Source organism: Mesorhizobium hawassense (assembly GCF_003289945.1).
GTDB lineage: Bacteria > Pseudomonadota > Alphaproteobacteria > Rhizobiales > Rhizobiaceae > Mesorhizobium > Mesorhizobium hawassense.
Map to the genome: position 1 here is coordinate 477,679 of NZ_QMBP01000003.1, position 21,416 is coordinate 499,094.

General features: G+C 59.8%; 23 protein-coding genes. 6 read left to right on the plus strand and 17 right to left on the minus strand.

The annotated features are described in order from the left end of the window. Positions 1-15: 15 nt before the first annotated feature. Positions 16-336, minus strand: a complete 321-nt coding sequence (locus DPM33_RS09575; RefSeq protein WP_112097145.1) for an ArsR/SmtB family transcription factor — start codon at positions 334-336, stop codon at positions 16-18. A gap of 249 nt (positions 337-585) precedes the next feature. Then, positions 586-1,035, minus strand: a complete 450-nt coding sequence (locus DPM33_RS09580; protein ID WP_112097146.1) for a MerR family transcriptional regulator — start codon at positions 1,033-1,035, stop codon at positions 586-588. A 107-nt stretch (positions 1,036-1,142) separates the two neighbouring features. Here DPM33_RS09580 and DPM33_RS09585 point away from each other — a divergent pair, with 107 nt between their 5' ends. Beyond that, the gene (locus DPM33_RS09585) at positions 1,143-3,305 is read left to right on the plus strand and encodes a heavy metal translocating P-type ATPase (protein WP_112097147.1); all 2,163 of its coding nucleotides are present in this window, start codon (positions 1,143-1,145) and stop codon (positions 3,303-3,305) included. A 10-nt stretch (positions 3,306-3,315) separates the two neighbouring features. Here the strand turns inward: DPM33_RS09585 and DPM33_RS09590 are convergent, their stop codons facing one another. Genes DPM33_RS09590 through DPM33_RS09605 form a run of 4 tightly spaced genes read right to left on the minus strand, consistent with a single transcriptional unit; the run spans position 3,316 to position 5,378 of the window. Then, entirely contained in the window at positions 3,316-3,654 is a 339-nt protein-coding gene (locus DPM33_RS09590; protein WP_112097148.1) for a YnfA family protein, read from the minus strand. A gap of 13 nt (positions 3,655-3,667) precedes the next feature. Then, positions 3,668-4,375, minus strand: a complete 708-nt coding sequence (locus tag DPM33_RS09595) for a cytochrome c biogenesis CcdA family protein (protein WP_112097149.1) — start codon at positions 4,373-4,375, stop codon at positions 3,668-3,670. A gap of 3 nt (positions 4,376-4,378) precedes the next feature. After that, the gene (locus DPM33_RS09600) at positions 4,379-4,768 is read right to left on the minus strand and encodes a thioredoxin family protein (protein WP_112097150.1); all 390 of its coding nucleotides are present in this window, start codon (positions 4,766-4,768) and stop codon (positions 4,379-4,381) included. Position 4,769: 1 nt separating this feature from the next. Next, complete coding sequence (locus tag DPM33_RS09605; protein WP_112097151.1) at positions 4,770-5,378, minus strand: hypothetical protein; 609 nt, start codon at positions 5,376-5,378, stop codon at positions 4,770-4,772. A 77-nt stretch (positions 5,379-5,455) separates the two neighbouring features. On the opposite strand from DPM33_RS09605, the gene DPM33_RS09610 reads away from it, so the two are divergent. Next, positions 5,456-5,899, plus strand: a complete 444-nt coding sequence (locus DPM33_RS09610; protein ID WP_112097152.1) for a MerR family transcriptional regulator — start codon at positions 5,456-5,458, stop codon at positions 5,897-5,899. A gap of 112 nt (positions 5,900-6,011) precedes the next feature. On the opposite strand, the gene arsH is transcribed toward DPM33_RS09610, so the two are convergent. From arsH to DPM33_RS09635, 5 genes are read right to left on the minus strand one after another with little or no spacing between them, the layout of a single operon-like run. Continuing rightward, positions 6,012-6,815, minus strand: coding sequence for an arsenical resistance protein ArsH (gene arsH / locus DPM33_RS09615; protein ID WP_281004791.1), 804 nt, complete (start codon positions 6,813-6,815; stop codon positions 6,012-6,014). A 4-nt stretch (positions 6,816-6,819) separates the two neighbouring features. After that, a complete protein-coding gene (arsC, locus tag DPM33_RS09620; RefSeq protein WP_112097154.1) occupies positions 6,820-7,242 on the minus strand; it encodes an arsenate reductase (glutaredoxin) in 423 nt (140 codons plus the stop codon). Further along, positions 7,239-7,940, minus strand: coding sequence for an aquaporin (locus DPM33_RS09625; RefSeq protein WP_112097303.1), 702 nt, complete (start codon positions 7,938-7,940; stop codon positions 7,239-7,241). Before DPM33_RS09625 ends, arsC begins: the two co-directional genes overlap by 4 nt. Positions 7,941-7,944: 4 nt before the next feature. Next, positions 7,945-8,454 (minus strand): arsenate reductase ArsC, encoded by a 510-nt coding sequence (locus DPM33_RS09630; RefSeq protein WP_112097155.1) that lies wholly within the window; start codon positions 8,452-8,454, stop codon positions 7,945-7,947. 11 nt (positions 8,455-8,465) lie between these two features. After that, on the minus strand, positions 8,466-8,798 hold the full coding sequence (locus tag DPM33_RS09635; protein ID WP_112097156.1) for an ArsR/SmtB family transcription factor: 333 nt from the start codon (positions 8,796-8,798) through the stop codon (positions 8,466-8,468). A 199-nt stretch (positions 8,799-8,997) separates the two neighbouring features. Between DPM33_RS09635 and DPM33_RS09640 the strand changes: the two genes are divergently transcribed. Genes DPM33_RS09640 through DPM33_RS09650 form a run of 3 tightly spaced genes read left to right on the plus strand, consistent with a single transcriptional unit; the run spans position 8,998 to position 11,864 of the window. Continuing rightward, positions 8,998-9,888 (plus strand): sce7726 family protein, encoded by an 891-nt coding sequence (locus tag DPM33_RS09640; RefSeq protein ID WP_112097157.1) that lies wholly within the window; start codon positions 8,998-9,000, stop codon positions 9,886-9,888. A 7-nt stretch (positions 9,889-9,895) separates the two neighbouring features. Beyond that, a complete protein-coding gene (locus DPM33_RS09645; RefSeq protein ID WP_112097158.1) occupies positions 9,896-10,837 on the plus strand; it encodes a sce7725 family protein in 942 nt (313 codons plus the stop codon). 4 nt (positions 10,838-10,841) lie between these two features. Further along, complete coding sequence (locus tag DPM33_RS09650; RefSeq protein WP_112097159.1) at positions 10,842-11,864, plus strand: RES family NAD+ phosphorylase; 1,023 nt, start codon at positions 10,842-10,844, stop codon at positions 11,862-11,864. A gap of 112 nt (positions 11,865-11,976) precedes the next feature. Here DPM33_RS09650 and DPM33_RS09655 read toward each other — a convergent pair whose 3' ends face one another. The 6 genes from DPM33_RS09655 to mocR form a co-directional block, all read right to left on the minus strand. After that, positions 11,977-13,329, minus strand: a complete 1,353-nt coding sequence (locus tag DPM33_RS09655; RefSeq protein ID WP_112097160.1) for a tyrosine-type recombinase/integrase — start codon at positions 13,327-13,329, stop codon at positions 11,977-11,979. Positions 13,330-13,669: 340 nt separating this feature from the next. Next, on the minus strand, positions 13,670-14,323 hold the full coding sequence (locus tag DPM33_RS35790) for a hypothetical protein (RefSeq protein ID WP_146770222.1): 654 nt from the start codon (positions 14,321-14,323) through the stop codon (positions 13,670-13,672). A 464-nt stretch (positions 14,324-14,787) separates the two neighbouring features. Next, positions 14,788-15,570, minus strand: coding sequence for an HNH endonuclease (locus DPM33_RS37730; protein WP_112097161.1), 783 nt, complete (start codon positions 15,568-15,570; stop codon positions 14,788-14,790). Further along, positions 15,545-16,018: an ASCH domain-containing protein gene (locus tag DPM33_RS09665; RefSeq protein WP_167449005.1), complete on the minus strand. Its 474-nt coding sequence runs from the start codon at positions 16,016-16,018 to the stop codon at positions 15,545-15,547. The genes DPM33_RS37730 and DPM33_RS09665 overlap by 26 nt, the downstream gene beginning before the upstream one ends. Next, complete coding sequence (locus DPM33_RS09670; RefSeq protein WP_112097163.1) at positions 16,002-18,161, minus strand: GNAT family N-acetyltransferase; 2,160 nt, start codon at positions 18,159-18,161, stop codon at positions 16,002-16,004. The genes DPM33_RS09665 and DPM33_RS09670 overlap by 17 nt, the downstream gene beginning before the upstream one ends. A 256-nt stretch (positions 18,162-18,417) precedes the next feature. After that, positions 18,418-19,953, minus strand: coding sequence for a rhizopine catabolism transcriptional regulator MocR (gene mocR, locus DPM33_RS09675; protein ID WP_112097164.1), 1,536 nt, complete (start codon positions 19,951-19,953; stop codon positions 18,418-18,420). Between the two features lie 534 nt (positions 19,954-20,487). Between mocR and iolE the strand changes: the two genes are divergently transcribed. Continuing rightward, positions 20,488-21,399, plus strand: coding sequence for a myo-inosose-2 dehydratase (gene iolE / locus DPM33_RS09685; protein WP_112097165.1), 912 nt, complete (start codon positions 20,488-20,490; stop codon positions 21,397-21,399). Positions 21,400-21,416: the final 17 nt, after the last annotated feature.

Below are 21,416 nucleotides of genomic sequence, written 5' to 3' on the forward strand. Positions count from 1 at the left end.
AGCAAAAAGGAGAGGCTAAGCCGCGGCCTCCTCCGCCCTCGACACACAGGCGGCATCAGCGCAGCACTCGTCCGCCAGGAAACCGATCAGACCGTTCATCGCGGGATAGTTGGCGCGGCAGATAAGTGTCGTTGCCTGCCTTTCCTGCGTCACCAAGCCGGTGAGAACGAGGCGATGCAAATGATGTGAAAGGGTCGAGGCGGCGATGCCTAGTGTCTCTTGGAGGCTTCCCACAGGTCTGCCCGCCTCCCCTGCCCGGACGAGTAAGCGATAGAGGTTGAGCCTCGTGGGGTTTCCAAGGGCTTCCAGCTGTTTTGCGGCTTGTTCGAGTTTCATGGAAATAAGCTAAGCTCGCGGTCTGGCGCTGTCAAACGCTATTTCGATGATGTTGGAAATAATGTGCCAGCGAGCCAAGACGCGCTGGATCTGGCCAATATGGAGACGCACGACCAGAGCCTGATCCTTGGGCATACGCTGGGTGGCGTGGCGGAGCTGAGCGGCGGCTAGAGGTGGCGACGAGAGCCATGCGGAAGGCGCTAGTTATCTGACGTCCACGGCTCTTGTCGGTGGGTAGGCGAGGCGGGCCTAGTGACCGGGCACATCGAGGGAGAGCGTCCCGTCGTGGTGTTGGCACAGACTATGGTCAGCAAGCGTGTTGATCACAGGGCAGTTCTCCACGCGCTCGTGATCGCAACGTGCCATGCGCTCAAGCTCCGCCTCCAGGGACCGAAGGCTGGCCATCCTGTGCCTTACGTCTGCCAGCTTTGCGACGACGATGGCGTCTGCTTCCGCGCAGGGCTCGCTGGGTCTGTCCTGCAGCTTCAGAAGCGCCCTGATGTCCTTCATGTCGAACCCAAGTTCACGCGAATGGCGGATGAATTTGAGCCGATGGAGATGACGCTCATCATAGAGCCTTCGATTTCCGCCTGTCCGCGGAGGCGAAGCGACTAGCCCGATCTGCTCATAGAAGCGGATGGTGGGCACCTTGACCCCCGTGATGTCCGCTGCGACGCCGATGGTTACCGCTTCCTGCATTTTGTCCTTGCTCCTCTAGTCGCTAGAGGATGTAGGAGCAGGGTCACCGTTTGCAAGCCCGCGAGGTTTCCGTGACCGAAGCTCAAACCCGATACCGTCTGACTGGCATGGACTGCGCGTCCTGCGCGTCCAAAATCGAGACCGCAGCACGCCGTATCGGCGGCGTCGAGGACGTAAGCGTCTCGGTGGCGGCGGGCACGATGACAGTGCGGCACCGCGCCGACAGCGACCTTCCCGCGCTTGAAAGGTCTGTTAAAGGGCTGGGGTACGGTATCTCGCCAGCCAGGCGCGGTGCCGCCGACAGCGCGGCCAGCGACCGGCACGAACATGCCGCAGGAGAGCATCATGAACATGATCATACTGTGCACACTCACGGCGACCACGGGGCGGAGATCGAGGGGCGTTGGTGGAGGTCCAGAAAGGGCCTGCTGACGATTGCCAGCGGCGTTGCGCTCGTTGGCGCTTACGGGATGGGAAAGGCGCTGCCTGAAATCGAGGCATGGGCGTTCATCGCGGCGATGCTTGTCGGGCTGATACCAATAGCGTGGCGTGCGCTGATGGCCGCGCTCAATGGGTCCGTGTTCACCATCGAGCTGCTGATGACAATCGCTGCGGTCGGTGCCCTGATCATCGGAGCGACTGAGGAGGCTGCAACGGTTGTCTTTCTCTTTCTGGTCGGCGAGCTGCTTGAAGGAGTGGCTGCTGGACGCGCCAGGGCGAGCATCAAAAGCCTTACGGCACTCGTCCCGAAGACCGCGCTGGTCGAACGAGATGGCAAAACCGAAGAGGTCCCGGCGGATCAGCTCCAAGTCGGGTCGACAATCCTCGTTCGGCCAGGTGAGCGCATTCCGGCAGACGGAACAATCATCGAAGGCGAGAGCGCCGTGGACGAGGCTCCGGTCACAGGTGAGAGTACGCCTGTGCGCAAGCGCAGCGGGGATGGCGTGTTTGCAGGCACCATCAGCACCGATGCAGTTCTGCGCGTCAAAGTCACGGCGGCAGCGGCGGACAACACCATTGCGCGCGTCGTGCGACTTGTGGAGGAGGCGCAGGAGAGCAAGGCACCCACGGAGCGTTTCATAGATCGGTTCTCCCGTTACTACACGCCCGGCGTGCTCGTGGCTGGGTCACTCGTCGCTGCCGTCCCTCCGTTCTTGTGGGGCGCTGATCTAAGGGAGTGGATCTACAAAGGCCTGGCAATCCTACTTATCGGCTGCCCTTGCGCGCTCGTCATCTCAACCCCTGCTGCCATCGCCGCTGCTCTTTCGGCGGGCGCTCGGCGAGGTCTTCTGATCAAGGGCGGCGGCGTCCTCGAAATGATGGGGTCGATTACCGCAGTGGCTTTGGACAAAACCGGGACGTTGACCGAAGGCAAGCCGAGAGTGACAGACGTGGTTCCTATTGATCGCAGCGAACGCGACGTGATCTCGCTCGCGGCCGCCCTGGAGACCGGCTCGACCCATCCGCTTGCTGTGGCAATCCTTGACCGAGCCAAGGCCGACAAGGTGCCAGTGCCTCCCGCGTCTGAGGGGTCGGCCATTGGCGGCAAGGGGGTGATCGGCAAGGTTGGTGGAAGGAAGGTCTTCCTCGGTTCGGCCTCTGCGGCTCAGGAAAGAGCGGAGGTGGTCGGGGACCAAGCCCGCCGCATCGCAGCCCTCGGCGACGAGGGGAAATCCGTCTCCGTGTTGCTGGTCGACGATCAGGTTGCAGGGATCATCGCCATGCGCGATGAACCTCGTGCCGATGCCAAGGAAGGCTTGGGGGCGCTCAAGGCCGTGGGCATCGAAACTGTCATGTTGACTGGCGACAATCGCCGCACAGCCGAAGCGGTGGGCAAAGCCCTCGACATACCCGTGAGACCGGAAATGCTGCCGGAAGACAAGCAGCGGGTCGTCAAGCAGCTTCAGGCTCGGGGTAAGAAGGTGATCAAGGTCGGCGACGGCATCAACGACGCGCCGGCTTTGGCCGCAGCAGACGTCGGCATTGCCATGGGTGGCGGCACGGACGTGGCGCTGGAAACAGCCGATGCCGCAGTGCTTCACGGTCGGGTCCGGGACCTCGCGGACATGGTCGAGCTTTCAAAACGGGCGATGGCTAACATCCGCCAGAACATCACGGTCGCGCTTGGGCTGAAGGCTGTCTTTCTGGTTACGACGGTGATCGGTGTGACAGGGCTTTGGCCGGCCATCCTCGCTGACACGGGTGCGACAGTTCTCGTCACCGCAAATGCGATGCGGCTGCTTGGTTGGCGAGGTCACGCGGCCCGTTGACGTCCATAGGCTAGGCCGTTCGAGGGGCAAACAGGATTACGGCCACCGCAACAAGTGCGGTAGCGCCGCCCACGAGATCCCACCTATCTGGTGTATGCCCCTCGGCGAGCCACAGCCAAAGCAGCGACGCGATAATGTAGATGCCTCCGTAGGCGGCGTAGGCGCGGCCTGCGTAGTCACTGGGGCTGAGGGTCAGCAGGTACGCGAACAGGACCAGTGATGCGACGCCCGGAACCAACCAGAGGGCTGATTTCCCCAGCTTGAGCCAAGCCCAGAAGGCAAAGCAGCCGGCGATCTCGGCGAGCGCAGCCGCCGCGAACGTGAGGAAAGAGCTGAAGATGATGGTCATGCCGTCGAACTTGTCACAAGCTCGTGGTGATGGCCACCAGCCAATCTGGCAGTGCCTGTTCAAGACCGATTTGGATGGTGCGGTCGAACCCAGTGAGCGTCATGACACCGGCCGCGACGAGCAGGGCACCGAGGGCCATTTTGATCCCGCTGGACGCACTGAGCATTCGACCGCGCCAGCGTAGCAGCGCTTCGCGAGACATCATCGCCAGAACGAGCAGCGGCACTGACGTGCCTACCCCGAAGGCCAGCATGGTGAGAATGACCGAGCCAAGGTTCTCGCCGCGCGCCGCCATGATGGAGGCGGCCCCCAGTGTTGGTCCAACGCAGGGCGTCCATACTGCACCGAGCAGCAATCCGACGCCGAATTGACCTGACATGCCTGAGGTGGAGAACCCGCCAAAGCGGCTCTGCGTCCAGTTGCTGACGGGGCCGGCCGCTGTTGCGAACTGGGTCTGGAACCGGGGCACGAGCAGCACCGCTCCGACTACGATCAGCAGCACTGCGGCAACCATACGAAAGACCGTCATGTCGAGGCCGATAGAGAAGCCGATTGTTGCGACGAAGACACCTATCGACGTGAAGGAGGCCGCGACGCCAGCCGCAAGGGCTAGCGGTGCCAGCCGATGTTCAGCAACCGCGCCCGTTAGGACGACTGGAAGTAAGGGCAGCACACAGGGCGAAAGGATCGAAAGAACACCGGCGAGAAGGGCAAGCACCATGTTTCACAGCGCCTCGCGCAATAACGCTTCAATCACCGCAGGGTCGGTCTGCCCAGTTTGCCGGTCGACTTCCTTTCCGCCCTTGTAGACGATCATCGTGCTTTGCATCTGCACACGGTATCGGGCCAGGATTTCCTTTTGCGTGTCGAAGTCGACATCGAACTTCTTCATGGTCGTGAACTCCGGCGAGGCCAGCAGTGCCGCCACAATCGGCTTTTGCGCCTGACACACTTCGCACCATGGCGCGGTCACGTGGATCAGGATCGGACCTCCGGCCTTGAGCGCCTTGTCGAACCCCGGAATGGTCTCGTCGCCGTTATGGCCCAGCGCCGGCCCGACAGCAGCAGCGACCCCAGCAGCCGCCGAGATGATCAGAAAGTGACGACGTTTCATGTTACGCGATCTCCTTGATGTTCGATGCGGCGAGTTCAGGGGCAAAGTGGCCGAACAAGATGTCCGCCGCTTCGCCAGCTTCGGGCGGCGCGGTGATGGTGAGGATCACTTCGCGAGAGTTGGTCTTCAGATCGAACCCAAGGAATGCACAGCAGGCTTGCTCCTTGCGCATCAAATCTGTGACCTCTTCAAGTGCTTCCCGTCCGTAGATCAGCTTGAGTGACAGGGGCGTGCGCTCGGCGCAATGAAGTGACCGACGGGCCAACGCGCGAATGCTGTCGACGCGTTCCTTGAAATCAAAGGCACCAAGGGTGCAGGCGATAGACAACGCGTTGTTCTCGACCGCAGAGGCACACGATGGACCGCAGCCACACTCGGCCTGCGCTATCAGTGACTGGAATGCGGTGGCAGGCGCGGCTCTCCGGCGTGAGAGCAAATAGACGCCACCGACCGGCACCGCGAGCGCGAGCAGGCCAACACCCCCAGTGCAGACGGCCTCGGTGATGGCTGCCAAGGTTGTCCCAGCCAGTGCTGTCGGGACCACAGCGACGGCGCAACAGGCCGTACAAGCGGCGGCGGCTGCACCGGCCCATTTGAACGTCTTCTTCATCAAAACGGCCTCTTCAGTTTCTCACTTTGCAAAGGCGTACTCCTTCAAGTAACTTGAGGTTCAAGGAGAATTTTTCGATGAACCTTCACATCCGCGTGTTCACCATCGGAACCCTCGCGAAGGCTGCCGGCGTCTCGACACCTACGATCCGTTACTACGAAGAGATCGGGTTATTGCCGCCGGCTCACCGGACGGCGGGAGGTCAGCGCACTTATGACGATGACGATTTGGGGCGGCTGACGTTTATCAAGCAGTGCCGGGATTTCGGCTTCGGCATTGATCAGGTGCGCGTGTTGCTGGATCTATCGATCAGCGACAGCCGTGATTGCACTGAGACGCGCGACATTGCCCAGCTACACCTGAACGAGGTGCGAGAAAAACTTTCCGAGTTGCGCCTTCTCGAACAGAGGCTGGAAGGATTTGTGAGTCGCTGCAATGTCGCTTGTGCCGGCGGGCCCGGCCAAGACTGCGTGATTTTTAAAGACATGTCGGCACCGGCCAAAGGCGGCTGCTGCGGGTAGGCGCGCCTACTATCGGGGAGCAAGATTCCCTCCTTCTTGGCGGGCCAGCCTCGCCGAATTGCCTGATCATCCCCAGCACCGCGCAGGCGATGGGTGGGACGCCACGGCAACATCACCCGCCCTCCGAAGCCCTCGGACGGGCTTCCGACCCTCGACATATCGTGCGACTACACGGCGGTTGCCGCCTTTGCACAACCACCGCTTTAAATCGAGCGTTGGCAACCCGCCTAGCAACCTCCTCCGCGCTTTCGACGCGCTCGGAATAACGGTTGGTGAGACAGGCCGTTCGATCGCGCAGGAGCAGCGTGAACTTCATCAGTTCCTCCATGACGTCAACGATGCGGTTGTAATAGGGCGATGGCTTCATGCGGCCAGCCTCATTGAACTCATTGAAGGCCTTTGCCACGGACGACTGATTCGGGATGGTGAACATCCGCATCCAGCGGCCGAGGATCCGCAATTGATTGACGGTGTTGAAGCTTTGCGAGCCGCCGGACACCTGCATAACGGACGGGTCCGGCCCTGGGTGGGCCGCACGCCACCCAGAGAGAGACAGCCAGTCGATCTGCGCCTTCATCACGCCCGTCATGGCGCCATGACGTTCGGGAGAATACCAGACCTGGGCTTCCGACCAGAGCGAGAGATCCCGCAGTTCCTTGACCTTGGGATGGTCGGCCAACGTCGAATCCGGCAGCGGCAGGCCGGATGGGTTATAGATGCGCACCTCGGCCCCAGGACGACGCAAGATGCGCGCCGCCTCCTCGGTTACGAGCCGCGAATAAGATCGCTCGCGCAACGACCCATAAAGCATCGACACGCACGGCTTGCGGATCGAGCGCGGGGTTTCGAGCAACGCCTGCAGGTCGATTGGCTGAAACTGTTCCTCGTCGACGTTCGGCAAGGAGTCGTCAGGCACGCGGTCAGGCAACGCGCCGACCCTGCGTGTCGATGACGACGTCGCCATCTTCCTTCGTAAACGGACCGATATCCGGATTAGGGAGGATGCTGAACACAGCTTCCGACGGCCTGGCGAGGACGACACCGAGTGGCGTGACGACGATCGGTCTGTTGATCAAAATCGGATGCTCGAGCATGAAATCGATCAATTGATCGTCGGTCCATTTCGGGTTGCCGAGATCGAGCTCCGCGTATGGCGTCCCGTTCTCGCGCAATAGCTTGCGCGGCGTCATGCCCATCTGGCCGATCAGTTCCCCCAGCTTCTCCCGCGACGGCGGGTTCTTGAGATATTCGATGATCTCTGGTTCCTCGCCGGACTGCCTGATCATCGCCAACGTGTTGCGCGAGGTGCCGCAATCGGGGTTGTGATAGATCGTAATAGTCATTCCGCGGCTTTCAATTTCGGGTTGGCCACGGGGGCGGGTTTCGGTTCCGCAAGGAGCCATCCGGCAAGGAGCAGAGCGACAACCGCTCCGAGGATTTCGGCAATGATGAAGGCCGGCAGGTCAACTGGTCGGATGCCTGCGAATGTGTTGGAAAAGGCGCGCGCGATCGCCACCGCTGGGTTGGCGAAGGACGTCGAGGCGGTGAACCAGTAGGCGGCCGTAATGTAGAGCCCGACCAGCCACGGAATGGCATCGGAGCGGAAGCGCAGGCCGGCCAGGATGGTGAAGACAAGGCCGAAGGCGGCAACTGCTTCCGCAAACCATTGACCTGACCCCGTCCGCGCGTGTGTCGAAATCTGGATGAGCGGGAGCTCGAACATCCCGTGCGCGACCAGTGTGCCAACGATGCCGCCGACAATCTGCGCCAGGATATAGAGCGCGGCAGCGTTGACCGAAATATCGCGTCGCAACCCGAAAACCAGCGTCACAGCAGGGTTGAAGTGAGCGCCTGACATCGGACCGAGGATGGTGATCAGCACGACGAGGATGGCGCCCGTCGGCAGGGTGTTGCCGAGAAGCGCCAGCGCAACGTCACTGGTCAGCTTGGCGGCCATGATCCCCGAGCCGACAACGGTCGCGACGAGGATCGCGGTGCCTAGTGCTTCCGCCACAAGGCGGCGTGGCAAATCGGCGACCATCGCCTCAGCCTGCTTTGCGCAGATCGCGACCAATCTCGTCCAGGCTCGTTTGCAGAGCGAGGTTGTCGAGCTTGTTCATCGGCAGGCTGACGAAGATCGAGATCCGGTTGTTGAGCATCCGGTAGGTATCAGCAAAGGCGAGGCGCTTTTCGGCCTCGGAGCCTTCCACCGCCGCCGGATCGGGCACGCCCCAATGAGCCGTCATCGGCTGACCCGGCCATATCGGGCAGGACTCGTTGGCCGCGTCGTCACAGACTGTGAATACGAAATCCATCTGAGGCGCGCCTGGCTTCGCGAACTCTTCCCAGTCCTTGGAGCGTGCGAACGAGATGTCATAGTTGAGGCCCTTCAGAAGCTGCAGCGTGTAAGGATGAACAGTGCCCTTTGGGTGAGAGCCAGCTGAGTAGCCTTTGAATTTGCGTGCACCCACACGATTGATGATCGCCTCGGCGATGATCGATCGAGCCGAATTACCGGTGCAAAGAAACAGGACGTTGTAGATCGGATCGCTCATGGCACCCTCCTTTAGCAATCGCACGTAACTGCCTTGATGACCGGCTGGCAGAGCTCCGGTTTGCCGTTGCAGCAATCTTCCATCAGGTATGCGAGCAGGTCCCTGAAGCCCGTCATGTCGACGACGTAGCGGATCATTCGGCCGTCACGTTCGGCCCGGACGAGCCCGGCGTGGTCGAGCACCTTAAGGTGCGCGGACATTGTGTTTTGGACCGCGCCAAGGAGCGCTCCTATTTCGCCTGCCGGCAGGCCATCCGGCCCGGCTCGCACCAGAAGCCGAAAAACCTCAAGCCTGGTGTCCTGGCCGAGCGCAGAGAGTGCTGCAATTGCTTTGATCTTATCCATATATCCCTATATCTCGATTTATCGTACCCGTCAAAAAAAGCGGGGGTGGAGGTTAGTAACCCGGCGCGACCAAAGGCGCCTCACTCCCGCTCTCACCAGCCTTTCGCGTCGATCTGGCAAAGCCCGATTCCATGTCGGAGCGTTTTACGCTAAAAGGACTTCGCGTCTGCACGACGCGATGGGCGGTTCTCGTGGGGGAATGAAAATCTACAGCGCAGCGCAACTGTCTGCTTTGACCCGGCTGTTCTCAGCAACCGTTTTCCGCGAAATGGCGAAGAACGGCCGATCCGGCTTGTTCCGTCGGCTGCTCGAGCAGACCAATCTGGTCGAGTGCGCGGGCACGCGAGCGACTGTCGGCGACATCTTCGACTCGGCGTTCGAGATTCTAAAGGTCGCAGGGCACCGCGACGAGTACATCTATCGCGCGGCGATCAGCCACAAAGTGCTGTTGGGCACGCACTCGTTGCGTACTGCCTCGATGCTCAACGAATTCCGGGCAGGTAACTGCAAGGCGGACCTCGTCATCTTGAATGGCACGGCGACAGTTTATGAGATCAAGTCCGAGAGGGATACGCTCGCGCGGCTTGCCAACCAAGTCGACAATTACAAGCGCGTCTTCGCCAAGGTTAACGTGATCGCGAGCGAAGGCCATGTTGAAGGCGTGCTGGCCACGGTTCCGGGCGATGTCGGAGTAATGTGCCTGTCGAAGCGCTATCAGATCACAACGGTGCGCGACGCGATCGACCGCCCGGCGCGTATCTGCCCGGTCACCGTCTTTGAATCGCTGCGCACGGGCGAGGCTACCGCGATCCTCAAGGCGATGGACGTGATCGTGCCGCAAGTCCCGAACACGCAGCGGCACGCGGTGATGCGCGATCTCTTCGCCGCGCTCGATCCGGCTACGCTGCACGTCGAGATGGTACGGACACTCAAGCGGACGCGCGATCTCGCACCGCTCGGCGAACTCATTGACCATCTTCCGGCGTCCTTGCAAGCGGCCGCCCTGTCGGTGTCGGTGCGACGCGTCGACCATCCGAGACTGGTCGACGCCGTTTCGACGCCGCTGCACGCGGCCATGACCTGGAACTGACGAGCGGATGTATCACCCCTATTTTCGCGGCAAGCAGTTTGAACTTCTGACCGTCCGGGAAACCGCGAAGCTGATGGCGGAGCAGAATTTTGTGCCAGTCATCGAGCCCGTGAAGGAGTCGTTAGGCGGCCTTGAAAAGGCGCTAAAGGAGATTTGTGATGCCAAGGGCCAGGCGATCGTCATCGTGAACCCGTACCATGGCGACCATCAGGAGAATGGAACCGGCATTTCGCAGCTTTTGCAGCAGGGCCTGTTCGGCGGCGCGATCTCGGCGGGTATCCTCCTGCGCGGCAACATAAACCTCGCCGACGCGGTCGCATGTCACCAAGCCCATCTCGGCCATAATCCGACCTTCGTCCACGCCGGGTTCACCGAGCAGAAGGGGCTCGCCGGCTACCTGCACAACACGCTGCCGCAGACCCGGCATGTCTTCATCGAGGAACATGCCAATACACTTTACCGCAAGCACTTCGAGGGCAGCACCCGCATCCTAGTTCGCGACGGCTTCAAGCGGCGCAAGAACGCCGAGTTCGCCAAGATCCCGGTCGAGGAATTCTCCGAACTCCATCTCACCTTCAAGAGCGATCTCGGAATGGATGGCTTTGGTGATTTCCTGATGGTCGGCGACGTCTATTCCGAAGGTGGCGGCCCCGCCTATGCCGTTGCGATTCACCTGACCTTCATCGACCCCGATGCCGACGAGGTCATGTACATCTATCACTTCGTTTCGATCACAAACGACACGCCCACGGACCCCGCAGGCAAGTTTGGCCAGGCACTACAGAAGCTAATCCTTAAGCTCAACTCGGGAACGTCGAAGCTTTTGGAAACGAGCGCAATCAAGGAGTTTCGCGACCTCCACGCTAAGGGTCATTTTCCGGGCCTCGGCTATGTCAAAAAGCTCTCGATGAAGCACCATATCGAGACGCTCGCCGACTATCTTGGCTGAGCCTATGGCACAGCGGTTCTGCTGCCCGGAGTGCTTCGACGATCGCGGTCTGCGCGATCAGCTCTTCCCGTCGCTCGACCCGGGTCGTGGCACCTGCGATTTCTGTGGGACAGCTGACACTCAACTCCTCGAGCCAGGCAAGCTCGCCAATTATTTCGAGCTGTTGGCCAACGTCTATGAGCCGAGTGACGACGGGAAATCGCTAGTCGAATGGATGAAGGACGATTGGCAGATCTTCAGCCATCCGCGCATGGACATCGCACACGCCAAGGAATTGCTAGGCGAGATCCTCAATGATGGTGAGATCGTGCGGCGTAGCTTCGCCCCGTCGGCGAGCTATATCAGCGAAGGGCTCGCGCAGTGGGATAAGCTGCGCGACGAGATGATGTATGCCAATCGCTGGTTTCTCGACGTCGCCATCGATTTGGACCGTCTCCGCCAGTTGCTGGACATGCTGCTGGCGCCTCCCTTACCCCGGCAATGGTACCGCGCGCGAATTCGCACTGAGGATGAGGTCTTCCCGATTGAAAAGATGGGCGCACCGCCGAAGCGACGGTCGTCACACGGCCGGGCTAATCCGGCCGGCATCCCCTATCTCTATCTAGGGTCGCTTCCCGAAACGGCTGCGGCCGAGATCAGGCCCCATACCGGCGAGGTTGCTTGCGTTGCGGATTTCACCATTCCCGAGATCAAGGCCGTGGATCTGCGCTATCCGCGCAAGCTCGTGTCGCCCTTCATCCTGACCGACGCGAGTGAGATCGGCCAGTTGCGCGCCGACTTGCCGTTCCTCGAACGCCTGGGCGAGGAGTTGACCCGGCCGGTGCAGCCGGCGGGGGCGGCGATCGACTATATTCCGAGCCAATATCTGTGCGAGTTCATCAAAAAGAGTGGCTTTGATGGCGTGGTCTATCGCAGCTCGGTCAGCGATGGCATCAATCTCGCCCTGTTCGATCCCACTCAGGCGGTTGGCGGGACGGTGGCGCTCTACAACGTGTCCAAGGTGTGGGTCGAAGTTGCCGCCGCCTGAAGCAGAACGCATTTGACATGGGCAGTCTCGTGAACAGTAGCTTCTTGAACCTGCGGGCCGATTGTTGGACTGTCCGCGATGAAGGCGAAGCAGACTTTCGGTAGGACCCCAATCATGCTGCTGAGCGTTGAATAACCCTTCCTTCCGATGTCGGCTCGCCCAGGAAAAGCGCAAGGGCCGCCTTCCTGGAATCGCGATCCAGCGCATAGGCGGTGTGGGTGAAGGCGACACCATTAAGCAGGCCCTGGATGTAGCCAGCGATGCTGTCAGCCGCCATGATGAGAGCAGTGTCCACGGTATGGATGTAGCGGCTCGTCACCGTTCCGCGTGAGTGCCCAACCAGGGCGGCGATCGTCGCCTCGGTGAACCCAAGGTCATTGCCGATGCTGGCGAAGCTGTGTCGCAGAACATGCGGCGTGATGTCGGCCAGGTCGGTATCCTTGAGCAACTTCGTCCACTGCCTGGGGAAGCTCCCGAATGGCATGCCGTCCTCCCAGCCGGGAAAGACGTAGTCTTCAGCACCCTGTTCCTCGTCGCGGCGCTCTTCGAGGTATTCCAGGGCGGGCAAGCCGATGGGACGCACCGATGCTCCCTCTTTGCTGTCGGCGAGGCGCAGGCAACTGCCCTCGATATCGACTTCGCTCCAACGCAGACCGATGACCTCGCTGCGCCGGCAGCCCGTCAAGGCTATCACCCGGATCATTGCCGCGGTGGTCTCGTACTGTCCGTCCTCGGCCGCTTTCCGCAAAATATCGCCGAGCGTGCGGTATTCCTGCTCACTGAGACGGCGGGCATTGACCTGGTCCTTCGGCTTTCGAACCCCATGCACAGGGTTCTGCTCGATAATGCCGAGTTCGCCCGCGTAGGTGAGAATGCCGCCGAAGAGACCGATCGTGCGAGATGCAGTGCCAGCTCCGCCACGCACGATTGCTCGCCCACGCAGCTTTTCCGTCTTCACGTTCGCTCGGGTCTTGCCCCCCATGATGTCCTTCATGGCCTGCGTTATGTCGGACTTGGCCAAATCCCGCACCCGTCGACGCCCGAGCAGAGGAACGATGTGGCGCTCTATGCGCCCGACATCGGTGGAGATCGTCGTGGCCTTCTTAGGCCGACCTCGCTTGCCGAGCACAAGGCCGTTCCTCAGGTCTTCGAGGTAGCGGGTGCAGAGTTCCTTGACCGTGATCGCTTCGCGATCGAGCTTGCGTTCCTCGGCAGGGTTGCCGCCTCGTGCGACCTGGCCAAGCAGGACTTTTGCTTCGCGCCTGGCCTCCTCAGGAGTCCAAACGCCATGCAGCCCGATCGTGTAGCGACGCGACCGGCCTGCAGCCCGGTATTGGACGACGTAGCTTTTCTTACCCGAGGCGAAGGCGCGCAATCCGAAACCGGGCAACTCCTCGTCCCAAATGACATAGTCCGCTAAACGAATTTCAGTGGTATCAACAGTTCGCTTGGTCAGCTTCGCCATGCTCGGGCGCCTCCTTGAAAGATTCCGCGCGTAAGCAAAGCGTAAGCACGGCAGGGCAGGGTTTCGGTCGCCCTGTCGTAGCGCCGGCGCTGATTGAATTCAAATTTGTTTTGTGCTTTCAGTGACATAGCGCGCAATCGGATAGAAATGGACAGGTTCGGCGAAAGCCATTATCCATTCTCCGAAGGCAGAGGTCACAAGTTCGAATCTTGTCGGGTGCGCCATTTCTAACATATTGATTTAGCGTAATATTTTTCGGACCAGACGATAAAACCGGGAACCGGCGTGTGCTTACGCTGTTGGTGCAGCGGCGAATGCCAGCTTCTCAGTGAATCAACAGCTAATTTTCGACACCACATAGAGGATCTTGCCGCTCATTATAGATAGGCACCCATTGAATCGTTATTTTGCAGCTGTAATTGTACGAGACATGCCCCAAAACGTCTTTTTTGTGATCCTCGCCTGTCGATACTATTTTTATTTCATGTTCCGGTCCAATGCCTCGGCCCTTAAGGCTTTGATTTATAAGTTCGTTACACCAATTACCTGGATTGGAACCTCCACCGACCCACCCTGAGGTTTGTGAGATGTCTTCACTCCTGGCCCAACCAGATTGGCCGAACTCCGGTCGGGGGCAAGTTTTATAAGTTACTGGCTTTTTGCAAACCTGCGCTATAGCCACATCGACCATCTTCTCACGGCAAGTCCTGACGTTGAATAGTTCCCCCCCAAGTTGGTCCTGAGTAACGTTCTCGAACGTTTTCACCAACACTTGGCCAGATACGTCAGCAGATCCATTCCCTACAATCTTGGTGATGATGTTGCCCACGGTAGCGTCAAGCTTGCCATTGGCGTCGACGGTCGTGGATTTACCGGACGTTTCAATCTCTCCGCAAATCCTGATCGCAAATGTAGAAACATCGTCCAGGCAGCTTGCAAAGGCGGGAGCCGATGGCAAACAAGCTATAACCAAAGCGAAAAGTAACCTTTTCATGCTGGCCTCCTTCGCGGACGTCTTGCAGAATGCCAATGGTACACGCGTGTTGCAAGGATATTATGTTGCAGAATTGCTGGAAGGCTGAGTTTTTATAGGACGGACCGATCCAGGCTACTTTTGTCGAGGCTCGTGCGGGCCGCGCATCTGTTCAAGTGGGCGGGTCAACTCACGGACTTCCCGGCGGCGGGCTCCCACCTCGTCGGTGCGATCGAAGGCCCGGCGGGTGTACGGCTTGGTCCATTTGCCAGTCTTCGGCGAGATGACGGTCCACCAGCACTTCGGAGTTGCGGTCACAGTGCATTCAAATTCTGCGCCTGGCCGTTGTCTAAGACGGTCACCGATCTTCTATCTTGAGAAATTACCTCGTACAAACAATGACATACGAGTGCCCGGTTTTATCCCGTCGGGCGCGCCAAAAATAACTTTTCTATGTAGCGGAACCTCGATAGCACGCCAGCCGCCTACGTTAGATATAGGGGTGACCGATTGTCGTTTGCCGACAACCATCGCAAATAGCCATCTACAGATGGGCCTCCAAGGTTGATCGCAAATTCTTCTCCAAATATGCAGATAACTCCGTAAAGTTCATTCTCATCTGTCACTAAAATTGAATACTCGTGGAGAACTTGGTGGTTTGAGTCACCGTCAAAAAATACATGGTCTTCATGATATATTCGACGCCGACTGATAGGCCACTTTTCTGGCTGATCCCCGCGCCGTACGAAGCGGCGAATGGGCTTTAGCTCCTCTGAAGCAATCATTTGCGCTACGGTGATACCTCCCTCTAGCGCCTTGGCTACATACGCTTCGGTGGCGATCTTTGCTATGAAACGAGCAAGCAACCGCTCGTCAATTGGTTCCGAGAAGGGGAGACAAAACGTGCCTCTTCGCGCATTGTTCACAGTCCGCACAAACTGGACATCGTCCTTGGCGTGCCAAGCGCCTACCGACGTTCCTTCGTCAGGTGAAGTTCGTAGAGCAATCGGGACTGCCGCCTGTGGAAAGGTGCCATACTGAAACGGGATAACACCGCGCTTGTTCGTAATCTGTTGGCGACCCCTCAGGTTTTGGAAGTGCGTCGACGACAGGATCGGCTCTTCTATCTTCGACGCAAAATAATTATTGCATTTGTCACAAACTATTCCACGAGCAAGGATGTGCTCCTTGTTTCCAAGAGATTCAGGAATGACATGCTCTACGCTCCGCGACGTCGACGTGTCATGCTCGCAAAAGACGCACCACATTAGTCCCGCCCTCTTCCTCAAATGAAGCCAATTGGTGAAGGCGCTTTGCCTCCGACGCGGTTATTCGAGAAAGCACCTGCGGTGGATGGAACCCTTGCTTCCAGTCACGCAACTGCTCGATTCCGATTGGCTTTATCCGTTGAACCTTCGAAAGGCGGATGCCTATCGCCTCTCGCGCTCCCAAAAAGTAACGGTCAAAATCGCTACGATTGATCGCGATGCGATCAAAGTAGGTTTCCCAGACAGCTTGGGGCGTACCCCGAAGGATCGTGTCTATGACCGTAACTCCCGCTACAGCACCTACTGGCCGCGTGACATAGATCCATAGGCGCGCGCCCACCTCTATGGGCGGAATCCGACGACGAAGTTCGACCGTTTTATTGCCGGACAAAATCGCCTCCGCAAACGCGGGACGAATTGAAATGATTGCTTCAGTGAGTTTTGCCAATGGACCACCCGCACGCGAGGATAGAGTCGATCTGCTCGCTTGAGAGTGAGACGGCAGATATCAGGTTCGCTGGGCCTACCGCATCGAAGCGCTTTAACGTTCCGAATGTCACCGGCGAGGGGAATGCCATCAAATTGTCAAATGTGGTTAAGAGCAAATCGTCCGTTGCAGAAAAACCGTCGGACTTGTCGATTACCAATCGTCTGTCAGATTTAGGATCCAGCTGCGATTTGGAAACTACAATGGAATTGACAATTCGTGCCACGGCTACAGCGGCTCCGCGCCCATTGCCCTTCCCCTTCGACTCGTAAAATATGATAGGAGCACCGGCGCTCATTTTCTTCGCCGATCGTGGCGAATTGACGTAGCCACGTAAAGAAAGGAACGCCGCGTCGCGGTTCGCTACAAACGCCAAATTTGGTTGAACCGCCGTGCCTAACAACTCGTCGGCGTATGCTCGTGTTATCGGAACAATAACTCCGCAACGCCCGGGCCAAACCAAGAGCGTTGGGCCAAGCAGGTCTTCCAAAACGGCAACGCCGACCCTCGCTTTGGTTCCGTTAGGCGTCTGGATGTCAATCTCTTTGCCGGTAGAGGCCGCAGGTAGTGCGTCAGGTAGAATAAGCCCCGTTCGCCGCCGCACCTGTTGAACAACGGCAGGCCATGTGCTTGCTGAGCAAGGTTTCCCAACTGCAATTTTGAAGAACGCTGACGAATTCCCGTGCCGATGAAATCCTCGCGCAACAGCGAGTTTATGGACGATCGATTGCCCCGGAAGATGAGCCAATTCGATCGTGACAGGTGCGCCTTGGCTCGATGCCCGTATTAGCGCACTTAAGAGATAATCTGCGTACAACTCGGCATCGTGTTCGTGTCGAACATGTACAACCATTTTCGCGATAGGTTCGACGCCCTTGGGAACTTGAATCATGCCTGCCGCAACGATGCGCCCCCCGCATTCAATTCCTTCGCGGTAGACGAGTTCCTCCGAGGAAGCCTTTATCAGTTCTGAGACTGTCGAGGCAGCGACACCTGCCTCCAATAGATAACTGCACAATTTTGCACTATCTATTGACCCTATTTCGAACCCTTGGCCATGCAAGCCGACCCCGGAAGTGCCGAGAGGTTCGGGTAATAAGTCTAGAACTTCTTCGACTGTCGCTATGTCAATTCCAATCGTCGAAAGAAGTTCATTGCGCGCGTTTAGGATCGGACCATCACGCGTAATAAACGCCGCGGCGCGCGAGATGACGGCATGCGCAAGATGCCTTGCGTCGCTCTTGGCTTGTTCGGTGCCTACCCCCTTCGCATTTCGCTGCACGAATACCGTGTCGTAGATTTGGTTTGCCAATTCATGTAACGCGGCTCCGTCAGGCTTTGGCAATCGTGGTAGCTGCAAAGCCATTTGAAGGACAGGGTCGGCAGTAGGCGCCCTAGATGTTCGACGAAGTTCGGCTACGAATTCGTCCGCGACAGCAAGACGAATTGTATGTCCTAGTGCTTCACCAAACAGCCTACGAGCATGCTCCGATTGATTTCTCTCTCTCACAAGATCGAAGTACACATTCAAATCGAATGCAAAAACCGGGGCTTCCCCGGGATTGCGATGGCGTACTGCGAGATCAGTCAAAGCCGCCGCTTGGACCGGCGTCGCAAGGGAAAAAAGGTTGTCAGTGTCGAGTTGACGCGAATGAACAATGATCTTCCGCCCGCGCGTTTTTCCTCCAGCACGCTCAAGCACTGCCTCAAAGCCGCTTTTGGCGTAAAATGCGAGTGCCCCAGAAAGATCGGACGCTATGTCTGCTCGAATGGACATAAATCCCAAGCGTTCAAGGTCTGAAACAAGTGATCTGAGCAAAGTCGACGCGACACCAATCTTACGCGCCTTGCGGATCGACGCGATCTGTTGGATTTTTGCGTTGGGAAACACGCCACTGTGCAAGAGATAGCCGGCAAAGGTGCGAGAATTCCCATCGTTAGTGACGGCCACAAGCAACCGGCCGCGCCCAATTGCGTCTTCAAACGCCCTCGCCGGCAAAAAACCAAGCGCATCTTTTTCAGAGTCGGCGAGGGCTTGAACCTCTTGAAGAAGCGAGGTCAGTACTCCGACGTCTCGTTCTATGCTGACACTAGGCCGCTTCATCGCTCAGAGAGTCTTGGTGAGATTCGGGCTGGATTGGAATGTCATAAGTTGATTACTAGCAGAGAACTGCACAGGCGCAACGCCGCTCGTGTAACGGGATCTCGTCCGATTGGGCTTGGACACTTATAATGCGCTCGCATGGCTGGTGGCGGTGGAACCAGAAGCGCAAAAATCCTGACAAGACAACTTTATTAGATTTCGGCCCGTGTGACGTCGCGAATCACCTCTATAACTGCCGAGATCAGTGCGGCTCATCTCACCCCAGCGTCTCCCTGATCGCCGCCGCCAGCCTCTCCACCCCTTCCCTTGTCTGCGCCGCGTCGCACGCGGCATAGCCCAGCACCAGCCCCTGGGTCGGCGCGGTGTTCTGGAAATATTTCGACAGCGGCGAGACGTTGATCGCCCTTTTCGCCGCCGCCTGGCTGACCTTGATGTCGTCGATGCCTGCCTTGAGATAGCCCACCACCTGGATGCCGGCTTCGGCGGGGGAGAGGGTGATCTCGTCGCGCAGGCGCTCGGCCACGATCTCTCGGAAAAGCTGGCGGCGCTGGGCGTAGATGCGGCGCATGCGCTTCAGGTGCCGGCTCATATGGCCTTCGGTGATGAAATCGGCGAGCGCGGCCTGCAAGAGCAGCGGCGCGAATTGGCCGGTGGTGGAGAGCGCGTTGACGATGCGGCCGGCGAGCTCCGGCGGGAGCACCATGAAGCCGATGCGCAGCGCGGGGAACAGGAGCTTGGCGAAGGTGCCGACATAGATGACGCGGCCGGCGCGGTCCATGCTCTGGATCGCCGGCACGGGCCTGCCTTGAAAGCGGTATTCGCCGTCGAAATCGTCCTCGATCACCCAGGCGTTGGCGGTCTCGGCGATGTCGAGCAGGCGCAGCCGCTCCTCCATGCGCATGGTGATGCCGAGCGGATGCTGGCAGGCCGGCGTCACATAGATGAGGCGGGGCGAAAACTCCGGCGCGTCTGACTCTTTGTTGGAGCATGATCTTTGTCCGAGAACCGGTTCCCACTTCTCGGGATCATGCTCAAAACGCCAGCCGCGCTCCTGGTCGACCGGGATGGGCAGGATCTTTGCGCCGGCCACGGTGAAGGCGGCCTTGGCGCCGTAATAGCCGGGCTCCTCCATCCACACCGTGTCGCCGGGGTCGAGCAGCAGGCGGGCCAGAAGATCGAACGCGGCCTGCGCGCCGGTGGTGACGACGATCTGCTCGGGACGGCAGCGCACGCCGCGCGCGGAGAACAGATAGCCGGCGATCGCCTCCTTCAGCGCCGGATGGCCGGTGACGTCATAGGTGCCGAACAGCGTCTCGCCGCCATGGCTGGCGCGGCGCGCCACCAGCCGGCCCCAGACGCCGAAGGGAAAGCTCTCGTGATCCGGCATGCCGGGGTGGAAGGCGACATGGCCCGGCCTGCCGTGGTGATAGGGCTGGCTGAGCAGCTCCTCGCCACGGCGCGAGGGTGTGCGCAACGGCATGGGCGCCGCTTGGGCCGGTGTTTCGCGCGGGCCTTCGGGCAGGTCGACGATGACCGGGCGAGCGCCCTGGCGGTTGGCGAGGTAGCCTTCTGTGACGAGCTGGTCGTAAGCGGCGACGATGGTGTTGCGGCCAAGGCCGAGCTCGGCGGCCAGGGCGCGGGTCGAGGGCAGCTCCGAGCCCGGCGCCAGCGTGCGGTCGCGGATGATGGCGACGAGGCCGTGATAAAGCTGGCGGGACAGATGCTCGGGGCTGGCGCGGTTCACCGCCAGCATGTCGAGCGGGAAGGCCTGGGGTTTGGGGTGGGGGCGCATGGGCTATGTCGCGCCGTGTGTGCGATGGCGTGCCGAGACAGGCTTGTCCTGTAAGGTCGAGTTCCTTCGCCCCCCTCTCTGTCCTGCCGGACATCTCCCCCTTAAGGGGGGAGATTGGCAGTTCGAGCGCCTCGCTTCTCTTTGCAACGTTGGCGATAGGCCAAAGCCGCCGCGACATCCGATCTCCCCCTTTGAGGGGGAGATGCCCGGCAGGGCAGAGAGGGGGGCCTCGCGCCGCCGCGTGATGATTTTCCGATGTCCCATCCGCCCATCCTGCCACAGCCGTGACCGCGCACAACTGGTTCCTTCATTTTCCGGAAAACTGGCCCTCGCGAGGGAGACAGAGCGGCGTAGACTTCTCTCGCTGACGTTGGGGTAGGACGTCGACGAGACGACAGGTTCGGCAGGACTCCGGGAGGGCGTCCGGCCGAACGAAGAACAAGCGGGGCTTCGCATCCGCCACCAGAACCGCAGCCATCTCCTCCCGAGACCATGACCCCCGCAGCCAGCCTGCTGCGGGGCGGAAAGCGCGCAATGACGACAGTTCGACTTGGCATCAATCCGATCACCTGGACCAATGACGACGTGCCGGAACTGGGCGGCGACACGCCGCTCGAGACGTGCCTCAGCGAAACCGCCGAAGCCGGTTACGCGGGAACGGAGCTTGGCGGCAAGTTCCCGCGCGACAGCCGAGCGCTGCGGCCAATCCTCGACCATTACGGGCTGGCGCTGGTCTCCGGCTGGTATGACGGGCGCATCTGCGAGAAGGATGTGGATGAGGAATTCGAGGCGATCCGGCCGCATCTGACCTTGCTGCGCGACCTCGGCGCTGGCCAAGTCGTTTATGCCGACACCTCGCGCGGCCGGCATGGCGCCATCCACGACCCGATCTCGCAGCGGCCGACGCTGATGGACGGGGAGTGGAAGGCCTACGGCGCCAAGATCACCAGGCTCGCCGAACGGTTCTCCGATTTCGGCGTCGGCATGGCCTTCCATCACCACATGGGCACGATCGTCGAGACCGACCAGGAGATCGACAGGCTGATGCACACAACCGGCGAGGCTGTCGGCCTGCTCTACGACACCGGGCACTGCGCTTTCTCCGGCGGCGACCCGGAGCAATTGCTGCGCCGGCATGTGAACCGCGTCGTGCATGTCCATTGCAAGGATGTGCGCCCGGCGATGCTGAAGAAGGCGCGCGACACCGATATGAGCTTCATGGGCGCGGTGATGGAGGGCATCTTCACCGTGCCCGGCGATGGCGCCATCGACTATGCGACACTGCTGAAAATCCTCGCCGGCCGGGGCTATTCCGGCTGGCTGGTGGTGGAGGCCGAGCAGGACCCGGCCAAGGCGCACCCCTTGACCTATGCGACGATGGGGTATCGCAATCTGAAGCGGCTCGCCGAGGGCGCAGGCTTCCACGTCCACGAGCGGAAGGGGTGAGACACGAGCGGGGGCGC